14 protein-coding genes and 1 pseudogene are annotated in these 19,868 nt (G+C 36.0%); 8 read left to right on the top strand and 7 right to left on the bottom strand.

The window, feature by feature from the left end:
- Positions 1 to 192: 192 nt before the first annotated feature.
- From asnB to QZZ55_RS00820, 4 genes are read left to right on the top strand one after another with little or no spacing between them, the layout of a single operon-like run.
- Entirely contained in the window at positions 193 to 2,088 is a 1,896-nt protein-coding gene (gene asnB / locus QZZ55_RS00835; RefSeq protein WP_293264301.1) for an asparagine synthase (glutamine-hydrolyzing), read from the top strand.
- Between the two features lie 2 nt (positions 2,089 to 2,090).
- Positions 2,091 to 3,287, top strand: coding sequence for an aminotransferase class I/II-fold pyridoxal phosphate-dependent enzyme (locus QZZ55_RS00830; RefSeq protein WP_293264299.1), 1,197 nt, complete (start codon positions 2,091 to 2,093; stop codon positions 3,285 to 3,287).
- Positions 3,288 to 3,303: 16 nt separating this feature from the next.
- Complete coding sequence (locus tag QZZ55_RS00825) at positions 3,304 to 4,314, top strand: GNAT family N-acetyltransferase (protein WP_293264297.1); 1,011 nt, start codon at positions 3,304 to 3,306, stop codon at positions 4,312 to 4,314.
- Between the two features lie 39 nt (positions 4,315 to 4,353).
- Positions 4,354 to 6,090, top strand: coding sequence for a hypothetical protein (locus QZZ55_RS00820; RefSeq protein ID WP_293264295.1), 1,737 nt, complete (start codon positions 4,354 to 4,356; stop codon positions 6,088 to 6,090).
- Positions 6,091 to 6,104: 14 nt separating this feature from the next.
- Here QZZ55_RS00820 and QZZ55_RS00815 read toward each other — a convergent pair whose 3' ends face one another.
- The 3 genes and pseudogenes from QZZ55_RS00815 to QZZ55_RS19990 form a co-directional block, all read right to left on the bottom strand.
- Positions 6,105 to 8,417 carry a hypothetical protein gene (locus tag QZZ55_RS00815; protein WP_293264293.1) on the bottom strand — a complete coding sequence of 771 codons (2,313 nt, stop codon included), beginning with the start codon at positions 8,415 to 8,417 and terminating at the stop codon, positions 6,105 to 6,107.
- A 114-nt stretch (positions 8,418 to 8,531) separates the two neighbouring features.
- Positions 8,532 to 10,553, bottom strand: coding sequence for a hypothetical protein (locus QZZ55_RS00810; protein ID WP_293264291.1), 2,022 nt, complete (start codon positions 10,551 to 10,553; stop codon positions 8,532 to 8,534).
- Between the two features lie 231 nt (positions 10,554 to 10,784).
- Positions 10,785 to 11,135, bottom strand: a pseudogene (locus tag QZZ55_RS19990) (VanZ family protein); the annotation flags it as partial.
- A gap of 190 nt (positions 11,136 to 11,325) precedes the next feature.
- Between QZZ55_RS19990 and QZZ55_RS00805 the strand changes: the two are divergent.
- A complete protein-coding gene (locus QZZ55_RS00805; protein WP_293264289.1) occupies positions 11,326 to 12,027 on the top strand; it encodes a GDSL-type esterase/lipase family protein in 702 nt (233 codons plus the stop codon).
- Positions 12,024 to 13,019, top strand: a complete 996-nt coding sequence (locus tag QZZ55_RS00800; RefSeq protein WP_293264287.1) for an acyltransferase — start codon at positions 12,024 to 12,026, stop codon at positions 13,017 to 13,019. The genes QZZ55_RS00805 and QZZ55_RS00800 overlap by 4 nt, the downstream gene beginning before the upstream one ends.
- Before the next feature lie 3 nt (positions 13,020 to 13,022).
- On the opposite strand, the gene QZZ55_RS00795 is transcribed toward QZZ55_RS00800, so the two are convergent.
- Positions 13,023 to 14,156, bottom strand: a complete 1,134-nt coding sequence (locus QZZ55_RS00795) for a hypothetical protein (RefSeq protein ID WP_293264285.1) — start codon at positions 14,154 to 14,156, stop codon at positions 13,023 to 13,025.
- 42 nt (positions 14,157 to 14,198) lie between these two features.
- Positions 14,199 to 15,236, bottom strand: a complete 1,038-nt coding sequence (locus tag QZZ55_RS00790) for an acyltransferase (RefSeq protein ID WP_293264283.1) — start codon at positions 15,234 to 15,236, stop codon at positions 14,199 to 14,201.
- Between the two features lie 188 nt (positions 15,237 to 15,424).
- Here QZZ55_RS00790 and QZZ55_RS00785 point away from each other — a divergent pair, with 188 nt between their 5' ends.
- Positions 15,425 to 16,309, top strand: a complete 885-nt coding sequence (locus tag QZZ55_RS00785) for a hypothetical protein (protein WP_293264281.1) — start codon at positions 15,425 to 15,427, stop codon at positions 16,307 to 16,309.
- Between the two features lie 47 nt (positions 16,310 to 16,356).
- On the opposite strand, the gene QZZ55_RS00780 is transcribed toward QZZ55_RS00785, so the two are convergent.
- Both QZZ55_RS00780 and QZZ55_RS00775 read right to left on the bottom strand, forming a co-directional pair.
- The gene (locus QZZ55_RS00780) at positions 16,357 to 17,772 is read right to left on the bottom strand and encodes an oligosaccharide flippase family protein (protein WP_293264279.1); all 1,416 of its coding nucleotides are present in this window, start codon (positions 17,770 to 17,772) and stop codon (positions 16,357 to 16,359) included.
- Positions 17,773 to 17,775: 3 nt separating this feature from the next.
- On the bottom strand, positions 17,776 to 19,074 hold the full coding sequence (locus tag QZZ55_RS00775; RefSeq protein WP_293264277.1) for a glycosyltransferase N-terminal domain-containing protein: 1,299 nt from the start codon (positions 19,072 to 19,074) through the stop codon (positions 17,776 to 17,778).
- 101 nt (positions 19,075 to 19,175) lie between these two features.
- Between QZZ55_RS00775 and QZZ55_RS00770 the strand changes: the two genes are divergently transcribed.
- On the top strand, positions 19,176 to 19,865 hold the full coding sequence (locus QZZ55_RS00770) for a hypothetical protein (RefSeq protein WP_293264275.1): 690 nt from the start codon (positions 19,176 to 19,178) through the stop codon (positions 19,863 to 19,865).
- Positions 19,866 to 19,868: the final 3 nt, after the last annotated feature.

Raw genomic sequence — 19,868 nt, 5'->3', positions numbered from 1 at the left:
ATGCCATTAAGGTAAAACTCACGATCGCCATGTTAACATCTCGGAATAATTCGGCAAAATTGCTACGAACATAAATACTAATCCGAAAAGCAAAACAATAACGACATTATTAAAAAAGCACGATAAACTGAGTACCGTTTGTGTATAGCATAAACCATAAAATCTTAACAATAGCAGACACTAAGGCATAAAATGACAGGGAATGTAGTAAATAGCTTACATAGCCATGAAATAAATGACTCTTCTACGCCACTGTTAACGCCTGCATTTTATGGTTGGTTAGATACTACAGGCGCTACTAATGGCACTACAAATGCCATGAACATGAAACAAGCACTGAATAGTCCGCTGACAATTACATCTATACCAATTGATAACTCTTCGCAAATGCACCTAGCCTCAACGGCTGAGGTTCACGAAGCGAATAACATTAGCGTTACTGTCATTGGTACGCCTTGGTGGCCTACAAAGGAATTAACAGAGTTAGCAGAACAGCAGAACCATGCTGCCACGTTACTCAGTTTATACAAATCAGAAGGCAAGGAATGCGCTAAACACATTCAAGGTTCTTTTGCTTTTGTCGTTATTGATAACAACAGTCAGACACTATTTTCCGGTGTTGACCGCCTAGCCAGTATTCCACTGTATTATACCCAATGCGGCAAACGCATTATCTTTGGTAGTAGTGCAGGCACCGTACTTGCGCACGATTCCGTAAGCACAAAACTAAGAGATCAAGGATTATACAACTACGTATACTTTCACATGGTCCCAAGCCCAACGCCTATTTATGAAGGTATGAATAAGCTACTAGCGGGCCATTCCATATACTGGAAAGAAGGCAAAATAAACCAAAATAGATACTGGTTACCAACGTTTAAACAGACTCAATCATCAAGCTTTGAAATCAAATGCGAACAGCTGCGCGTAATATTAAAAGAGTCAGTACAACGCGCAGTCCCTCAAAATAAATCTGTAGCCGCATTTCTCAGTGGTGGTTTAGATAGCTCAACGGTTACAGGAATGCTCTCTGAGTTGAGCGACAACCAAGCACACGCTTATTCCATCGGTTTTTCTGCTAAAGGCTATGATGAAATGGCTTTTGCTCGCATCACTGCAAAACATTTTGGCGTAAAACTACACGAGTATTATGTTACGCCAGAAGACATTGTGGATGCTTTACCAAAGATCGTTGCTAGTTATGACGAGCCCTTTGGCAATTCTTCCGCTCTTCCTGCCTACTTTTGTGCAAAAGAAGCAGCCAAAGATGGTGTGCAATTACTGCTAGGCGGTGATGGTGGTGATGAGCTTTTTGCTGGCAATGAGCGCTATGCGAAACAAAAAATATTTGAAGTATATAACAGCATCCCTAAAGGCTTACGCTCTAATGCGATAGAACCTTTATTGAAAGCATTCCCAAAACAATTGCCATTAGTAAGTAAAGCAAATAGTTACGTCAATCAGGCAAACATATCTCTTCCCGGTCGTATGCAGACTTATAATTTCCTTAACCAGCATGCACCGTCAGAAATATTCGATGATGACTTTGTAAATCAAATTTCGACCAGTTACCCTCTGGAATTATTAGAGTCAGTCTATAGCGCTCCCGAGAATGCAACATCTTTGAGCAGAATGCTTTTTCTAGATTGGCAGTTTACGCTTGCTGATAACGATTTAAGAAAAGTTAGCCACATGTGCGCACTAGCGGGTGTCGAAGTTGCCTACCCTATGCTTGACGATGCGATGTTGGCACTGGCCTGTGAAATACCCGATGACTGGAAGCTAAAAGGACAAAAGCTGCGTTATTTCTATAAAGAAGCCATGACAAACTGGCTTCCAAATGAAACGATCACCAAGAAAAAACAAGGATTTGGTCTTCCATTCGGGGTTTGGATGCAAACACATAAACCCTTGCAAGACCTAGCCTATGAAAGCTTACTGAGATTAAAAGAGCGTTCATATTTTAAAGCAGAGTTTTTGGATCATTTGATAAAACTACACCGCGATGGACACGCAGCTTACTATGGCGAGCTTATCTGGATTCTTATGGTGCTTGAGCTATGGTTAGAAAGTAAGGACAAGGGATGAACATGCAACAAAAAAATCGGGTTTTCTACCCTTCACCGGCAATCCCTTTAGCACCAGTATTGTCTGAAAAATCAATCAAATTCTCATCTAAATCCCGAGAAGTTAATTCAATACTATCCAACTCTCAACAAATTCATGTTACTAGTGGCCGGGCAGGCATAGCACTGGCCTTAGAGCATGCGGGCATCGCTGAAAAAGACGAAGTGTTAATCCCTGCATATCACTGTGAATCAATGATATCACCTGTATTATGGCGTACAGCCACACCTGTTTTTTATCAAATCAATGCAGATACTTCAATTAATGATGACAATATACTAAGTAAAATCACTTCATCTACAAAAGCCATTATTGTTACTCATTACTTCGGGCGTATCCAAGATCTGTGTAAAGTAAAAGAGTTGTGCAAAGAAAAGAGCATTGTCTTAATAGAAGATTGCGCTCATGCCTTTTTCGGTTCAAAAGGTGGTGTACCCGTAGGCACCATTGGAGACTATGCAATAGCGAGCAGTATGAAGTTTTTCCCTTGCTTCGACGGCGGTGTATTAGCCTCATCAAAACACTCTCTAAACGCAATAAATCTTGAATCTCAACCTATATCACTGCAATTGAAATCATTTTTTAACATTGTCGAGAGAGCAATAAATTACGGGCGTTTTGGCTTTCTGGGTAAGTTATTAAAAGCTATATTAAAAGTAAAAGAGTTGGCGTGGAACTCTATCAAGCACCTTCGAAAAAGTAGTGGTAGCACCGCTATCAGCCCTTCATCTTCTGAAGGTGGCTACGGCCTTGATCAAAACTGGATCCATAAAAACACTTCAACTCCCTCTTTGATGACCATCAAAAAAAGCGACTACAAACGAATCATCTCTAAACGCAGAGCCAACTACGAAAAGCTGTACACTGCTCTTGTCGGTCTTGAAAATGCTCACCCATTATTTAACACTTTAAACGAAGAGTGCGTACCCCTTGTTTTTCCACTATTTGTAAACACTCCCGAAAAAGCATTTGATACTCTCAAATGCCAAGGAATCCCTATTTGGAGATTTGGTGAGTTTCTTGATGACCAAATAAACCAAGAGGTTTGCCCAAATAGCATGAGGCTTTCTGCTCATGTATTTCAATTTCCTTGCCACCAAGAATTAACATCTCAAGAACTCGACTGGATGATTGAGAAAATCATACACGCGATCAAATAACGAAGTGGACGACACGATGCAAGTAACAGGCTGGAGCCTTTACCCTATAAGTGATTTTAAGGCTCATTCAAATCAATGGGATCAACTCAACAACGAGACAACATCTACACCGTTATTAGACAGCAATTTTGTAGTGCCGCTCATCACACACTTTGGCACAGGAACTGAAAAAATAGCCATATACCGAGCAGGGAACGCCATACAAGCTATGGCTATTATTGTACAAAGCAAATTCGGTTTTTGGAGTACATTTCAACCATCACAAGCTCCTATCGGATGCTGGATGCAAAAGCCCGATGTCTCGACAAAAAACCTTGCTCATTCTCTACGCAAAAAAACTTCATTTACTTCTTTGGCTTTAAGCATCACTCAACAAGACCCAGAATTACTGGCTGTGCCAGAACAAAGCAACCAACTCAGTACTATGCCTTATATCGAAACGGCTAGAGTGACTATAAAAGAAAGCTTTGAGGAGTACTGGGCTAAACGCGGAAAAAATCTAAAGCAAAACCTTCGTAAGCAGAGAAACCGTTTAGAAAGAGAAGAGATTACTACCCGTCTTATCCAAATAACTTCTCCTAATGAAATGTCATCGGCTATTCAAGCATACGGAAAGCTAGAAGGTGCAGGTTGGAAATCAGAGTTAAATACTGCTATTAGCGCTGATAATGATCAGGGACGTTTTTACACTGATATGCTGACCAACTTTGCAGAAAAAGGTAACGCTATAGTTTTTCAGTTTTGGTATAACGATGACTTAGTAGCTACCGATTTATGCATCTTAGGTAATGACTCCATTATTATCTTAAAAACAACTTACGACGAAAGCATCAAAATATCTTCACCAGCATTATTGCTTAAACAAGATGCTTTTGAGTATATATTCAACAATAAGTTGGTAGAACGCATTGAGTTCTATGGAAAAGTAATGGAGTGGCACACGAAATGGAGCGATGAAATCCGTACCATGTACCATATCAATGCGTACTCAAAAGCGGCCACTTTGCTAAAAAAATTAAAACCATAAAGACACCTGCACGATTGCCTGTATTGATTGGAGAGCTCAATGAGTTTTTTTGTTTTATATAACAAAGATAAATTTCAAAACACCGTCAACCGCCATATAAAAACTATGGATAAAAACGGATTTTCGAAATGTATCTCAATCAATTTGGGTAGTAGAGATCTTATCTTATTTAATGACCTGTCAGGTAACGCTCCCGCATTTCAACAAACCGAAAATGGCGACTTTATTGCATCATTAGGCACTTTTTCCTACCAAGGTAATGCATCACTTTTGGGCTTGAGAAACTTCCTAAATGATTTCAACACCGAAGCTTTTACATGGCAAGAAATGACAGGAACGCATATCGTTATTCTAAGAAAGGCAGGTTTTACTTACTTCATCTCTGACGGTTTAGGTTGTAGCCAAATCTACGTCGACGCCCAGTGCTCGGTATACTCGAACTCATTTGTCTCCATGTGTGATATAACAGAGCCTAAATTTTTCAATACTCAAGCTTGTTATGAGTACGTTATTAATGGCGCTGTTTTTGGAAACAAATCACTTCTAAAAGGCATAACCACTTTACCAGCAAACTCCATCCTAGAAGTTACAAGCCAAAAAACACAGACCATTCAGCTCGAAAGCCCAGTTTTAGATAAAGATGACTGCGCCTCCCATATGACACTTGACCAAGTGGCTAGCTACCACTGTGAGCAGCTTGATAGCGTATTTGAGCCTACTGCCAAAGCATATGGAGATAACATAAAACTTTCATTTTCAGGGGGGTTTGACTCCCGTTTATCATTGGCAATGTTGATGCGACATGGCGTTAAACCGAAGCTTTTCGTATACGGCAACGATACTGATGAAGATGTTGTTATTGCTCAAACTGTGGCGAAGGCCGAAAACCTTGAATTAGAGTGTATAAATAAAAGCACAGCACCAATCGTCGAACCCGATAGCTACAAAGAAATAACTCAAGCAAACTTCTATGCTTTTGATGGTTGGAAAGTTGAGTATGGGATCTTTGATTTTGGTACCGACCGCACTGATCGCCTCAAACGCCATGTAAACGAGCAAATACCTTTAAATGGGTCTTTAGGTGAAATATATAGAAACTTTTTTTACATCCCCGATAAGAAGATGAGAGCTCAAGACGTTGTTTCTACATTTTACTCTCAGTATAACCAAAACGCCTTTAGCTCAAAATTTAAAGAACCAGAGTACCGCTTAGAAATGGCCGAGTGTATGAGAAATGCCATTAGGAGCAGCAATGAACAACTAGAGCGCTACCAAATAGAGCAGCTATATCCTCATTTTAGAGGGCGTTTTTGGACAGGTCGCGACGCACAACTAAACCAACGCTTCGGTAAAATGCTCTTTCCTTTTCTTGAATCCGCGGCGATTTCAAACACATCAAAAATACCTTTAAATTATAAAGATTTAGGGTACCTACAAGGCCGTATGATATCCCAAGTCAACTCTCGCTTAGCCAACCACCCTAGTGATTACGGTTTCTCATTAAATGGTGTAAGACCTTTAAAATACAGACTAAAAACTTTTTTGAGTACACAACGCCCACCGTTTACTCGAAAGCTATCATTTAGATTTAAAAATAGACATAAGGAAACATTTGATACGCCCCTATCTCAGCCGTATTTATCACGTGTTATTGATGGCGATTTCCCTATTATGAGAAACCTTTTCAATATTGGCCTGATAAATTCTGCCAAGCAATATGGGCTCATAGCCACTTTAGAATACTTAGGTGAGCGTTATAACTTAGAAGTTGAATGACAAGTAATAGTGAGCTACTGAATTCTCATTACATATACTTCGGACACTTTACTATTAACAGCCAAGTAGAAGAGTGCTTTAATTCCACCAACATCCGCTATAAATGCCTTATTGCCAACAAAAGTACCTGCTTGGATTTTGTAACCTGTAAACGAAAAAGGTGTGTACTGGCTAGTGGCTAAATCAAGTACATACCATTGGCCTCTTAACGAGCCATAACTAAACTCACGTAAAACGGAGCCTTTACTTCCCCAAGAAGGAATATAGACTCCTGCTTGCATTTCTTGTGTATAGTTATGTTCTGGTAATCCGTAGGTTTCTACTAGATCACCCCAACTCTCTGTTTCCATATCAAATATTGCATAGACACTTCGGCTACTTTGGGCATCAAAATTAATCGCCATAAGACGAGTATCATCCATTTGAAGCACCAAATGTTGCCCTACAAAATTAATTCCATTGGGGGGAGAGCTTATGTCTTCAATAACTACACTTTGAGACGATTCAAGCTTATTCCAGCCAAAGTACTGGAGTTCAGACTTTAAAATACCAAAAGCTTGATCTCTATATGAAAAAACAGCATTTTGAATGCTTGTCATAAATAAAGACTCGTTCTTTATCCAATTCTCGATCTTGTACTCTTTTGTTTTAAGGTTATAAGAGTACTTTCTATTTCTAGTAGTGAATAAGAGGTCGCCTATTTTCACAACCCCACCGTATGTATGTTGGGATGGAGGTCTACCATCCGGAAGAGAAAAATGAATTCCCCCTGCATCGTCCATATATGTAGTGAACGTTCCATCCCCTCCTCGATTTTTATAATTCGCGGACCATTGAACACCAACTCTATTAGGATTAGAAGGCATAGATTCAATATCAAATTTCAGCTTATCAATATTAAACTTCCAAATCCCATTAATCGATGAATCAGCATGCCCTCCTCCCCACGGGTAATAAGCAATGTTAGCTGCTCGATCAAAAGCCTGCCCCACCCACGCAGTAAAGGTACCTTTAACCCGGGAATAGCCGTACATTTTTGATGTATCAAAACCTCTATCTTTTAATAAATTTGTAATATCAGAAACTGGATTAAGTTTATCGATTTTAAGTATTTGAGGATTATCTAATGAACTAATAGGCAATCCCAACCAAGAATTTTTCTCAACAAGCCCATTTTCATTTCTAACAGGCTTCCAAGTACCACTGTTAACCTTCAAGCGGCTGTCAGTAGAAAAAGGGTAACCAGATTGATAATTCTTAAAATCCCATTGATCGCCTCGATCATTAACTTTACTACGTAAAATATTTGCAATTTCGGCAGCACCGGGGATTCGATTCTTAGCTGCTAAAGCAGCCCATGCATAAGCATATTGAGCACGGTTATGATATGTATAAAACATACCATCAACTTTAGAGTCAGCTGCAAACAAAGAGTTTTTATCCCAGCCGGAGTAGGTAGGCATATCCATTTTATATTTAGGATACTCCGTTACCTTATCCCAACCATTACTAGCAGCCCAAGCTCTCCCACTAGCATAATCTGTAATAGCTCCACTAGGGGCTCGATTTGCAAAAAATACATGGTCGTTATCCACCGCTTTTATTGACCATAGATTCATACGTCGGTTCAAATGTTCGAACTGCCACTCAGCTATTGGAAACCAATCATTAAAACCAAGCTGTACAGCATAGTTGATGACTTGGCCAACCATGCTTTCCATCCAGCCTGTCCACCCAAATGAATCATAAGTGACAGAGTTAAAAACTAAAACACGCCAAACATCATGATGCTTATTCTCAGGTTTACCAGACATAGCATTGTTAAGAAAATTATTTTTTGCATTTTCCAAAGCAACTAAATAATAAGAATTTTTTGTTAGTCCACGTTTCTCCAAATAAGCTAACTGCACCAACTGCCTTAAAGGCCACGCGAGATAGCGGCCTGCTTGCTGCCAACTTACCCAGTTATCATATGGCTTATTCATTTGGTTACAAAAAATGCGATAATAAACTTCCATATGATCTAAGTATTTAGCATCACCTGTCATCAAGTAAGGTAGCCAATACAAGTTAGGGGCATGCCCAAAACTGAAAGAGGATGGCGGCGGCTGGCTTGCCGCTTGTAAGATTTCAGGTAGTAACTCAACTCTGCCAGCTAAAAATGCTGCATGATCTTCTGGAAAAAGGCCAATTTCCCCGCGCTCCCCACCTTCACCCGACCATTTAATATCGGTGTCTGCTGATATATTGTGCCCTGGATCATCGTAAACAGGAAGCAAACCTAGTGCCTGTAGAGCAGTTACATTGCCATACGGCAAGCTAGTCATAACCTCAGAAGCCGAGAGCGAACCTATGTAAAAAAAGAAGCAAAAAATAACATTCACATAAATACGCGGCTTCATCATATAGTCCTATAAATATATAATATTTCAATCGCTTTGTTATGAGCAACTCAGTATAAAATGCTCAACGATATCTCTTATAACTTTTGAACGACTCATATTAAACTTACCTGCCAAAACATCTAGCTCGTTAAATTGATTAGGATCTAGCCTAACATGACACGCTTTCATTCTAGAGTAACTAATAGGCTCACTACTAGCGCTTTGTACTATTTCACAATGGTCGAAAGAGGCGATAGATTTTTCGGCTAGAGGCTTATCTATTATTGCTCTTACTGTGGCCGAAAAAGATTGTTTTTGCGCCGATGATAATTCATTGAGAAAATTTATCTGTGAAGAACTTAGATTAACTTCAACATAGTATGTCGAAGGTAAGTTTCTTTTCGGTAAGGCAGTCTGATTCTTAGGTAAGAAAGACACTCCTACCCAAAGTAAATACAAAAGAGCACCCGTTGCTAAGACGATAACAGCACTTAACTGAACGACAAACCATCGGAAAAAAAGCATATTTATAGAGAGTAGATTTATACGATCAGGGCCCAACAAAAAGTCAACTCCTGAGTAATTCAACCCATATTTATCAACATTACCAACCAAACCTTCATTTAATAAAAACCAACCGACTGGCACTAAAACAATAGATAGAACACAAGCCGATATAATCTTTATAGAGGTAGCATTAATAAATGAAATAGAGAGCATAACTGCTGAAAAAATCACTGTAAAAACAAGCAAGTAAAGGTAGCCACCTCCCCCTATCATCCAAGGACCATCAATAGCTACCAATTCAGTCAGGTTATCGGTAGATGACAAGTCAAATGCTATGACCTTACAAATCGCAAGCCAAGGCAACATACACCCGAGATAAATAAGAAAATATCTTAGAATCCCTTTTTTTCTTTGTGGTAGCAATAACCAGCGGGTTTTAAATAGAGCTGCAAAAAAAACACTAAACAGAATTAAAACAGGCCCAAACAACACTCCAATTCTTACAATAGGTTCAACAGGATTTGTAAGAGAACGCAGGTTATCTGTTCCAAAATATCTAACAAAATCCATGCCGGGCTGCCCAAAAACACCTGCAACTTCCAGTCGTTGCACCCATACTGAAGATCCCCCGATATCACTTATGCTCTCAGGAGTCACGCTCATAAAAAGACAAAGATAAAAAAGGATAGAAACCGTTATAGCAGCCAATGGAGCAATCACGATAGGTTTTTTGCTTAGAGAAATAGCATGACCTATCCACGCAGCTCCTAACCCAAATAATAGCAGTGCCAAACTTAAAAAAAACAAATCTGGACCACTTCCTTGAAGCCAAAAAAGCTCACGAACATTATAAGGAACACCAGGCAACCGAACTACAGAATAAAAAACAGCCATAATTGATACAGCAACTACACCACCTGATAGAACAACCAGACAACGTCGCCTAAAATCACTAATACTTGCGCGGCTAACTATTTCTACAGGCTGTGAAGACTTTACAACAGAGCTTTGTGATCCATCGATAGTTATCGTTTTTTTGAGATAGACATCCGAGATCCTGAAAAAAAACAAACCACATAACAACACTAATATGGGATCAGTAATTTCGGCTGAATGGCCATTAATCCACATTTGAAGAATTTCAATACTAAGGAAAATAGCAAAAACAAAAGCGATAGCTTTAAAGGAAAACCACCCAGATTCATGAAGCAAAAAGAAGAGCGCCCCTATAACAAACAACTTTTGAGCAAAAACGCCCGAGCTTACTAACATAGACCCACTCAGAAAACCAGAAAATGGAATCCACCCGAAACTAGCATCATTAGATACCCATTCAAAAGGAAACAAACTTACTGATACGGTACCAATTAGCAACATTAGAAGTAAGTAAAGCGACCTTTCTGTAAGACTTTTAGGAAGTAACGGCCACAAAAATAAAGCGAACAAAGAAGACATAACATCTGTAACAGACAAATCATTTTTAACAATGACTATTTCGAGTAAGGAAACAGCCGTAACACCGGCTATCAAGAGTAAAAATTTTGCTCTTATCCTACATAAGTAGAAAAACAAATGAGCTGCAACTAACCAAGCCGCCGATAGAAAAACAAACTCATAAAAATCAAACTCAGGCTCGACTAACAGCGGCTTTAGTGCGTTTTTATAGGCCTGCAGGTCAATGCTTGGAACAAAAGGAACTAATCTTGAAGCCACCCACAAGCCAAGCAATACAAGAGGAAAAGAAAACGAATATAACTCAACACTATTGACAAAAGTACGCACTCTATAAGAATACGCAAAAATAATACCTAATAATAAACCAAGAATGTTCCAATATACATCAACTAATGCGGGTGAACGACTTAGCAAATACAGTTGTGCAACTTGGCATACAAACGCAAGGACAACCCCTAGCACAGAAAGGATAGCAATTAACGCTACACTAGCTTTGCTTTTTGAGAATGCAACTAAGCCCAAAAAACCATAAGGCATAAAAAGAATAACGTTACCTAACACATCACCTATACTGGTTTGGCCATTCCACGAATTAAAAAATGATAAAAAATCAGCACTATCAATGTTATTTGAAAAATCGAAGGGAAAAAGCGAGCCATAAGCTATGAGAAAGCATACAAAATAAAAAATAAATCGCATGAAATAGATCACTCTTAAGTAACAGTAACATGTAAACTATCGATCAATGGCAAATCATAACATTTCGACTATGATTCGTAACCGAACAATTGCTACCGATAAAGATAAATACACAATTAATGATGGCAGAACCAACAATGCTCACGTTAACTCTGTCACCCGGAATATAAGCTAAAATACAAAAAAATTTATGGCCAATCACAAAAAACTATTAACACTATATTCAATTATAACAACCATCATTATTCTTATACTGCTCCCTAAAGCCAGTATCGCTCAATTGCTGAACGCTAAAACACTAACAGGTAACGATCACCTTGTTTTAACGCCGTTCCAAGTAGAGATGCAAGCACACTTAAAGCGTGTGGACAAAAATACAACATCAGGATCGGTTATATTTTTAGGTGACAGTATAACTCAGGGAATGTCTGTTTCTGACATTTCAAATAAATCGGTCAATTTTGGGCTTGGAGGTGATACATCCCAAAATCTTCTATCTAGAATCACCACTATGAAATCAATAAAAAATGCTGAAAAAATAATCATCGAAATTGGCATTAATGATATTCAGCAAGGGTTCACAAACACAGTGAAGAATGTTGAAAGTATTTTAAATTTTATTGACGCAAACGTACCAGTGTTTCTATTAGCAATTTTACCTGTAGATGAATCTAAGACAAAAAAAATAAACAAAGTAATAACTATTACTAATACAGAATATAAAAATATTTGTGTACAAAAAGAAAACTGTACATTTATAGAAAACTATCAGCGTCTTATGAACTCAGAACAACAATTGAACAGCCAGTATCATTCAGGCGATGGAGTCCACTTAAATGAAAGTGGCTACTCCACATTAAAATCAATACTTTCCCAAGTAATATCAAGATGACAAAAAATAACAGATTTGAAGAATTAGATGTATTTAGAGGCCTGGCTGCACTGAGTGTTGTTTTGTTTCACTATACAACGAGATACGATCAGGTTTACCAGCATACAACTCCTGCTGCTTTCTCAGTACCATGGGGGCATTTAGGTGTACAGTTTTTCTTTATAATATCTGGTTTTGTAATTTTTATGACACTAGAAAAATGCCATTCATGGAAAGATTTTAGCGTCTCTCGCCTTTCAAGGTTATATCCAGCATATTGGGCTGCTGTTTTACTCACATTTACAATTGGCTACCTTTTTCCCCTACCTGATCAAAACCTAACTTTTTCACAACTAATAGTTAATCTAACAATGCTCCAATCATTCTTCTATGTTCCCGCTGTTGACGGTGTCTACTGGAGCTTAGCATGGGAACTTAATTTCTATTTTGTGATGCTTTTTTTATTTCTAACTTCTAGAATAAAAATGATGAACCTTATAGCACCACTATGGCTTAGCGGAATGATAATTACTTACTTCTTATTAGCCACTAATATTGATGTTCCATGGCGCATACAAACATTTTTTGTTTTACAGTTCACACATTTATTTATTGCCGGTATATATTTTTATAAATGGAAACAGGAAGGGATTTCATTTTACAAATTATTTATTTTACTGTCTTGCTTAGCTGCTGAACTAATAACTGGTAATATTGTTAGTAGTGCATTTAGTGCTTCATTTTTTATATTATTTTCGCTTGCAATCAATAATAAATTGAATTTCATAAAGAAAAAACCTCTTATATGGCTTGGAAGCATCTCTTATACATTATATTTAGTACATCAAATGATTGGTTTTAAAATAATCTATACACTTGAAAAAACCGGACTAACAAGTTCATTAAGTATATTCATAGCACTAATAGTATCTATATGTATAGCTAATATAATTAGTAGCACGATCGAAAAACCATCAATGCTACTAATAAGATCAATTTACAATAGAAAATAAAACTCAGCCCAAATTCTTTAAAGATCTATCGATCTCTTTGAAAACAGCCTCCATCTGGTTTTCATAGTTAAGCTCTCGAATAAAAGTGTCGTGGTTACTTTTTCCATAATCATTTACGAGAGAGTCAGAGCTATCATTTAACCTGAAAGCGAGCTCTTTACCCGTTGCTTCTATAAATCCAAAATTATAAATATCATTCATAGATGAAATAGAATAATTCTCTAGTGAAATAACTAAATGACCCGAAGCCATATGCTCATAAAGTTTATTTGGTGCTGCAAACTTAGTATTTAAAGTTTCATTACTCCAAGAGACTAATCCAATATTGCATGTATCTCTTATGGACTTTAAATCTTCAGCATTAATAAAACCATGAAAAAATACATTACTTCTTTTTGCAACTTCAGCTAACTTGCTTTTATAAGCATCTTCTACTATTCCAGCAATATGAAAAACTGTATTTTGATCAATGAAATTAGCAAAAGAAATAATTTCATTGGCTAAAGTAAGGTCTCCTATTCTTCCCTGATATAATACACACTTCCCTGAGGCCCCTCCTAATAAATCAGGCGAAAAATATTTAGGTGGTGCATTATGCGCAAAAAGATGAGTCGCATTTTTATAAATACTTTTAGCGATTTCTAGTCTATCAATTTGAGGAGAAATACAAATATTTACAGAGTCCCTATAACTAGATGTCAAATTTCCACATTTTTTTGTATATTCCTCATTCCAAATTTCAGTAAAATTTTGAATAATCAAAGTATTTTTAGATAAAAAAGCGAATAGTTTACTATCATAGGTGGTTATTACGATTACTTTGTTGAAGTATGATCCTAGAATAATTTTTATTGTTGAAACCTGTAAAAGAAGTTTCAAAACAGGTCTGATTAAATATTTACTGGCTTTATAGCTATTTCTGAAGGTTTTAAAATACGCAAGAGGCTTCTTTAATGACTCGCCAACAATAATTCTTTTCGTATCAAAATTCTCAATCTTATATGGCTTTCTTATTTCTTCGTAAATTTCTACTGAGTGGGTGTCATACCCTCCTCTCTCCTCTAGAGATCTTAGGAAATATATATACTGTGGAGAACCATAACCAAGCGTTATATTAGAAAATAGGTAAACGTTCATGTGAGACACTCATGATTTAAAATTAATAATTATACTCAAATATTATTTATTTATTTTTGGTAACAAATACTTCAATCTTTTAGCTAAAGGAATTTCTAAGTACTTGTTAATCAACCAAGAAAAAAATAACATTATAATGACTATGACAAAAATTAAAAAATACTTATTGTTATCATTCAGATATTCCTCAAGCCAAATCTGACCCAATGTATGAATTAAGTATAACGGATAAGTTAAAACCCCAACTGCAGAAACTGCTTTAAAATCAAATCTAATTTTACCCAAGGACATTAAAGTAAAAAAAGCATAGAGTATTACAATAAATGAAAGTCCAACAATCGGATTAAAATCTACAGAAGTTAAGCGCTCTTTTAAAAGCATATACCAATAACTCAACTTCAATGACTGATATAAAGCTAATAACACAAGAAGTAATTTATATAATGATATGCCATCACGGCGAATCAAATAAAAAACACACCCTACAATAAAATAATGGCTCCACTCAACCATAAAGATAGTTTTAATCCAAATATTAAAATCAAAATAATATGAAGATATTGAAACTAAAAGCCACACTCCTAGTATTATAGAAAAGAACCTATAAACCTTCAGGTAAATCACTAATGCTATTATTATATAAAACTGTAGTTCAATGGCCAATGTCCAATAAACTGGATTTATATCTTTTATAGAGAACCACGAGTGAAACATTGTAAAATTTACTATAAAGTCTAAATAATTATCAGATAGTACCAATGGGGTCCAAACAATATAACCAATGAAAACAAAAATAGTACAAACCCAATAAGCTGGATACAAACGAACTATACGTGAAGAAATAAAACTAGAAACGCTTCGGTTATCTGCTGACATAATAATAACAAAGCCGCTTATGATAAAAAAAGCATCAACCCCTAAATAACCATATTTGAAGATTTGACTAAGAAATGGAAATGGCATTCCTGTAGCGCTCTCCATATTCCACATTCGGAAAGCGTAATGATAAAGCACAACAAAAAATGCGGCTATAAAACGTAAAACATCTAACTCATAAAACCGATGATCTATAGTTTTCATCAAAATGTCTCATTATAAGAAAACAAATCTGTAAATGTATATGGAGTTTCTTTTCGATTAAGAGTATACACATTATAATGTGCATATCTCATCAAGATATTAATTAACAGTATTGCGTAATATACTTGATTTATTAGAGTAAATGAAATAATCATTTACGATTAAGATAATTTATAAGGATTTTGATTATGAATTTAAAGAATAAACTAAGCATACTTTCCAATGTAAGTAGCTCACAATTAGTTTTAGAGCCATACCCTCATATCATTATAGAAAACGCCTTAGATAAAGATATTTTTAATGAATTACAGGATAACTTCCCAAATGATGAGACTATAGTAGATGGAAGAGACCTACAGGATACATGGTATGACTATCCTGCGTGCAAAGTTTTGGAAGATGATAAAATACACGCTACATGGAAAACTTTCTTTAGACATCATACCTCAAAAGAATTCTTCGACGAATTAGTTGAAGTTGTTGGAGATTCCATACTAGCACTTAACCCAACACTCGAGGATAAAATTGGTACCTCAATTGATAAATTCAGAGTTAGTATGAGACCTGGAGGAAGAAGCGATACCCTTGCTCCAGGTGCTGATATTTCTATGGAATGCCAATTTTATGTAAACTATTCCCAAAAAGTCAGAACAGTCCGTGGGCCTCATATAGACAGACCCTCTGAATTATTTGCAGCTCTCTTATATTTCAGACAAGATGGGGATTCTTCGATAGGGAGTGACCTCAATGTATGCCGGGCAACTAGCAATCTTTACCCTAGTTCGTCTTCAGTTAAAATTTCTGAATTGCCAGCAGAAATCGATTCCGAATTAATTACAGTTGTAAGTACTGCCCCATATAAAGAAAACACATTAGTGTTGTTTCTTAACTCACCTAAATCGATACACGCAGTAAGCCAAAGAAGCCCAACGAATTTAACTCGAAGACATATAAACTTTTGCTGCGATGTTCCTTTTGATCTATTTGAGTTAGAGCTTCCTTTAAAGTTAAAAATAAAGGATAAATTATCTTCTATACCTTTAGGGTGGCGCTTATCTAAGTATATAAAGTAAATTTACTTGTTATGGAAACCAGGGATGCACTTCCATGTGCATTCTCACTATTTCATTACAGCATCTATAATATCGGACTTTACAAATTTTAATGATATAAACCAAACCAAAACGAATAGGGTCCCAGAAATTAATAAAGCGAAAAAATCACTAACATTATTTAGATATTCCAATCTGGAGATATAATAAATTGAAATAAAGCTAATCACTGTCACCGCAAAAGGTTTCACTAAAGTTGAAAATATATCGTAAGCTACCATATTTGTTGCACTGCAAAGATAGTAAGTTGAAACAATAAGGCTGACTAATCGAGCCAATACAATACTCATCAATAGTATTTGAAGACTAAAGAAAGATGCCGCTATTATAATAATGAATGAAAGCGCTTGAGAAATAGACTGATTTTTAACATCTGAATTAATATTTTTAGTCGCAACAAACACATGCGTATTAATTGAGTAAACCGATACTATTGCACCAGCTAATGCTAGCCATGTTACTAGCGGCGCTGCCAAAACCCAATTAGCTCCATATAAAAAGCTTATTATCTTTTCACTCATTAATGCTAAAAATATAAAAAATGGCCATGCAACAATACAAATATAGTTAACACACTTTAAATATTCTTGTTTAATATCTCCTTTCTTTTTCATTTCGTTTACTAGGTGTGGTAACAAAACAGGGACAATTCCTTGCATAACCCCCATATGAAACAACATTACCAAACCATTGGCACGGCTATAGAGTCCTACATTTACCATCCCGAAAAACTTTCCAATAATAATCTCAGGTAACTGGCTTACAGACATGAACAATATATATATGTATGAGGATTTTGAGCCAAACATGAAAACATTTTTAATATTATTCGAACTTGGAAATACTAACTTAATTTTTTTTCTAAAAAATGAGCTCAAACAAACAGTAGTAAATGTAGTAGCAATGCTTCCCCACACTAAGCTCATAAAACTAAAGCCATTAAACGCCAAGCTAACAGAAACTATTGCACCGACTAAAGCGGATGTAACATTAACCTTAAATAAGGCTGAAAAATTCATATCCTTCCGTAATAAACTTAATGACACTGATCCAAAGGGTATAATAAGAAAGTTGAAAAGAACGTGATTAATTATGATATTTATTTCTTCACGTTCAAAAAAGTCAGCTATATTTTGAGCGTTCAAAAATAATAATAATGCAATTGTATATGACCAAGTAAATGTAACAAGAAATGCAGATATCAATTTTTCATCTGTCAAGTCATCTTCTTGAACTATATAGGAAGACACGCCGAAATCTCGAATCATATGTGCAATTACAATAATTGTTGCAACTATAGAATATAACCCTACCTCTTCTGGTATGAGTAATCTTGCTAAAATCACACTTGCACAAAAACCAATCAGAAGTTCACTGTATTTTTGAGCAAATGAGAGCACCAGTGATTTTTTAAGATTATTCACAAATTAAACGCCACAGGTAAGTTTGTTAATAAAGCTATCATTTCTTATTGTTGCACCAGATAATTTTTGAAGGCACGTTTTTACTTCATTAGATTTATCTATGTTATTTCTTAGCTGCTCGGAAAAAAGTACTCCGAGGCTATCTTCTGAATCAATCGCAAGTAATCCATTCTCCCTTGCTATGTCAAAAACAGGATAACTCGGGTATTTTTTATTCCAACCATCCGGCACAACAACTTTCTTTCCTAAAAACAGTGGCTCTAAAACATTGTGATCTTTACCAACATAACAAATGGAACCGCATTCATAGAAATTTCTTAATTCACCAATTGTATCTAAAATTAATACCTGATGATTAAAATCTGTTATTTTCAATATACTACTCTTAAAAATATAGCTCATGCCATATTCGCTAAGAATCTTTGTTATTATTTCTAATTGCTCATTCTTTTCAGGATGCCGTGGTACAAGAACATATACGGCATCTGGTGTACCAATTAACACATCAACAAATGCTTTCGTAACCTTTCTATACTCATCTTCATCAATTAAGCACCCGGCAACAATAACATTATTATGCTTCATTAATGTCGCAATTAAACTATTCGATATTGCATCATGAGCAGTAGTAGCTAAATTGTTTATCGCGTCAAATTTCATATTACCTGTAACTTCGATTTTTTTACTATCAGCCCCAATTTCTACCATTCGGCGTTTTATCTCATTAGTTTGAACAGCAATCCCATCAAATATATCAAAATACTGTGTCCTAAATAAATACCGTTCAACTTTATCTTGAATACATGCCGGTTCATTTTCATACAACCAACCATTGATTATAAACATATTCACTTTTTTATTTTTTATTTCACGTAATATCTCATACGGTAATCGACAAGGTGCATCATTTGGTGAACATGGTATTTCACAAACATAAAAGTCATTTGGAACCAAAATTTTTAATAGTGAACTAATTTGATTATCATCAGAATTGACCTCAACAACTAATGAATCAGGGAACTTATCTAAATATGAGGATTTATAAAAAATCCTATCGGTCAAAATAACTACTTTTCCGTTCATATATTTACGATTTATAAAAGGAGCACATGCATTCAACTCACCTATAGTAGAACAAAAAAACCAAAAGACATCGTCATGCTGCATTAAAGAGTAATCTTTGATTAATGTAGTATTAACATCGTGTTTATTTTTACTTTTCCTTAATGATACTAATTTAAGAAATAATACGTATAAACTCCAGTTAACAGCTTCTTTAATTTTCTTAAAATACTTATTCATAAGTTCTCTAAAATGCATATACTAATTTTTCAAAAACTATATTTGCCTGAAAATATATTTCTGTTTATCATAGGGCTGGATACAAGTAGGAGCATATTATCATGTTTTTTTTATCTTTTTCACGAAACTACAAAATTTTATTAGGTAGCTGTCTCCTTGTTTTTTGTATCTCAGCACATGCAAATAGTAGTAAAACTAGTGCACCATGGATAGGAGACACCTTAGCGGGTAGTTCATGTCAAGGGAAAGGGCAAAATTATGGTCCGTACGACTATACACAGCGAAGCCAACTCACAAAGCAATTAGGCCTAGTTGAGGGAGCTCACTTTAACGAAAATGTTGAAAGCTTACGAGGTGGTGCTAAGCAAAAATACAACCTCTATGGCGACATTGACTATACTCTTAGAGCTTTCCCAAATCATCATCGTGCCCTGAATTCAGTCATCAAGCTGAGAACTCTCTATGGAGCAAAACATTATAAACAAAAAATGAGTACGCCTGCTGAATGCTACTTACAACGTGCTATTAACTTTTCTCCGAAAGATGCATCATCATTTATGCTTTATGGAATTTTGCTGCATAAAATAGGGGACTTTGATAACGCCCTTATTCAGTATAAAAAAGCAGAACAACAATCAGCAGGTAGTGCAGAAATTCAATATAATCTTGGCCTGCTCTTCATAGAAATGGAACGGTTTGATGAAGCCAAAGTATATGCTCTAAAAGCCTATGCTCAAAAGTTCCCTCTAAAAGGTCTAATGAAAAGGCTTAAAAAATCAGGACATTGGTAAAAA

The sequence above is a fragment of the Neptunomonas sp. genome, from assembly GCF_016744175.1.
GTDB lineage: Bacteria > Pseudomonadota > Gammaproteobacteria > Pseudomonadales > Balneatricaceae > Neptunomonas.
The sequence above is the reverse complement of the archived record's forward strand: the minus strand, read 5'-3'. Positions and strand labels throughout refer to the sequence as shown.

Bases quoted from the DNA above. Each gene is read 5' to 3' on its own strand.
- asnB (WP_293264301.1), top strand. From the start codon at position 193: ATGACAGGGAATGTAGTAAATAGCTTACATAGCCATGAAATAAATGAC.
- QZZ55_RS00830 (WP_293264299.1), top strand. From the start codon at position 2,091: ATGCAACAAAAAAATCGGGTTTTCTACCCTTCACCGGCAATCCCTTTA.
- QZZ55_RS00825 (WP_293264297.1), top strand. From the start codon at position 3,304: ATGCAAGTAACAGGCTGGAGCCTTTACCCTATAAGTGATTTTAAGGCT.
- QZZ55_RS00820 (WP_293264295.1), top strand. From the start codon at position 4,354: ATGAGTTTTTTTGTTTTATATAACAAAGATAAATTTCAAAACACCGTC.
- QZZ55_RS00815 (WP_293264293.1), bottom strand. From the start codon at position 8,417: ATGACTAGCTTGCCGTATGGCAATGTAACTGCTCTACAGGCACTAGGT.
- QZZ55_RS00805 (WP_293264289.1), top strand. From the start codon at position 11,326: ATGGCCAATCACAAAAAACTATTAACACTATATTCAATTATAACAACC.
- QZZ55_RS00800 (WP_293264287.1), top strand. From the start codon at position 12,024: ATGACAAAAAATAACAGATTTGAAGAATTAGATGTATTTAGAGGCCTG.
- QZZ55_RS00795 (WP_293264285.1), bottom strand. From the start codon at position 14,156: ATGAACGTTTACCTATTTTCTAATATAACGCTTGGTTATGGTTCTCCA.
- QZZ55_RS00790 (WP_293264283.1), bottom strand. From the start codon at position 15,236: ATGAAAACTATAGATCATCGGTTTTATGAGTTAGATGTTTTACGTTTT.
- QZZ55_RS00785 (WP_293264281.1), top strand. From the start codon at position 15,425: ATGAATTTAAAGAATAAACTAAGCATACTTTCCAATGTAAGTAGCTCA.
- QZZ55_RS00775 (WP_293264277.1), bottom strand. From the start codon at position 19,074: ATGAATAAGTATTTTAAGAAAATTAAAGAAGCTGTTAACTGGAGTTTA.
- QZZ55_RS00770 (WP_293264275.1), top strand. From the start codon at position 19,176: ATGTTTTTTTTATCTTTTTCACGAAACTACAAAATTTTATTAGGTAGC.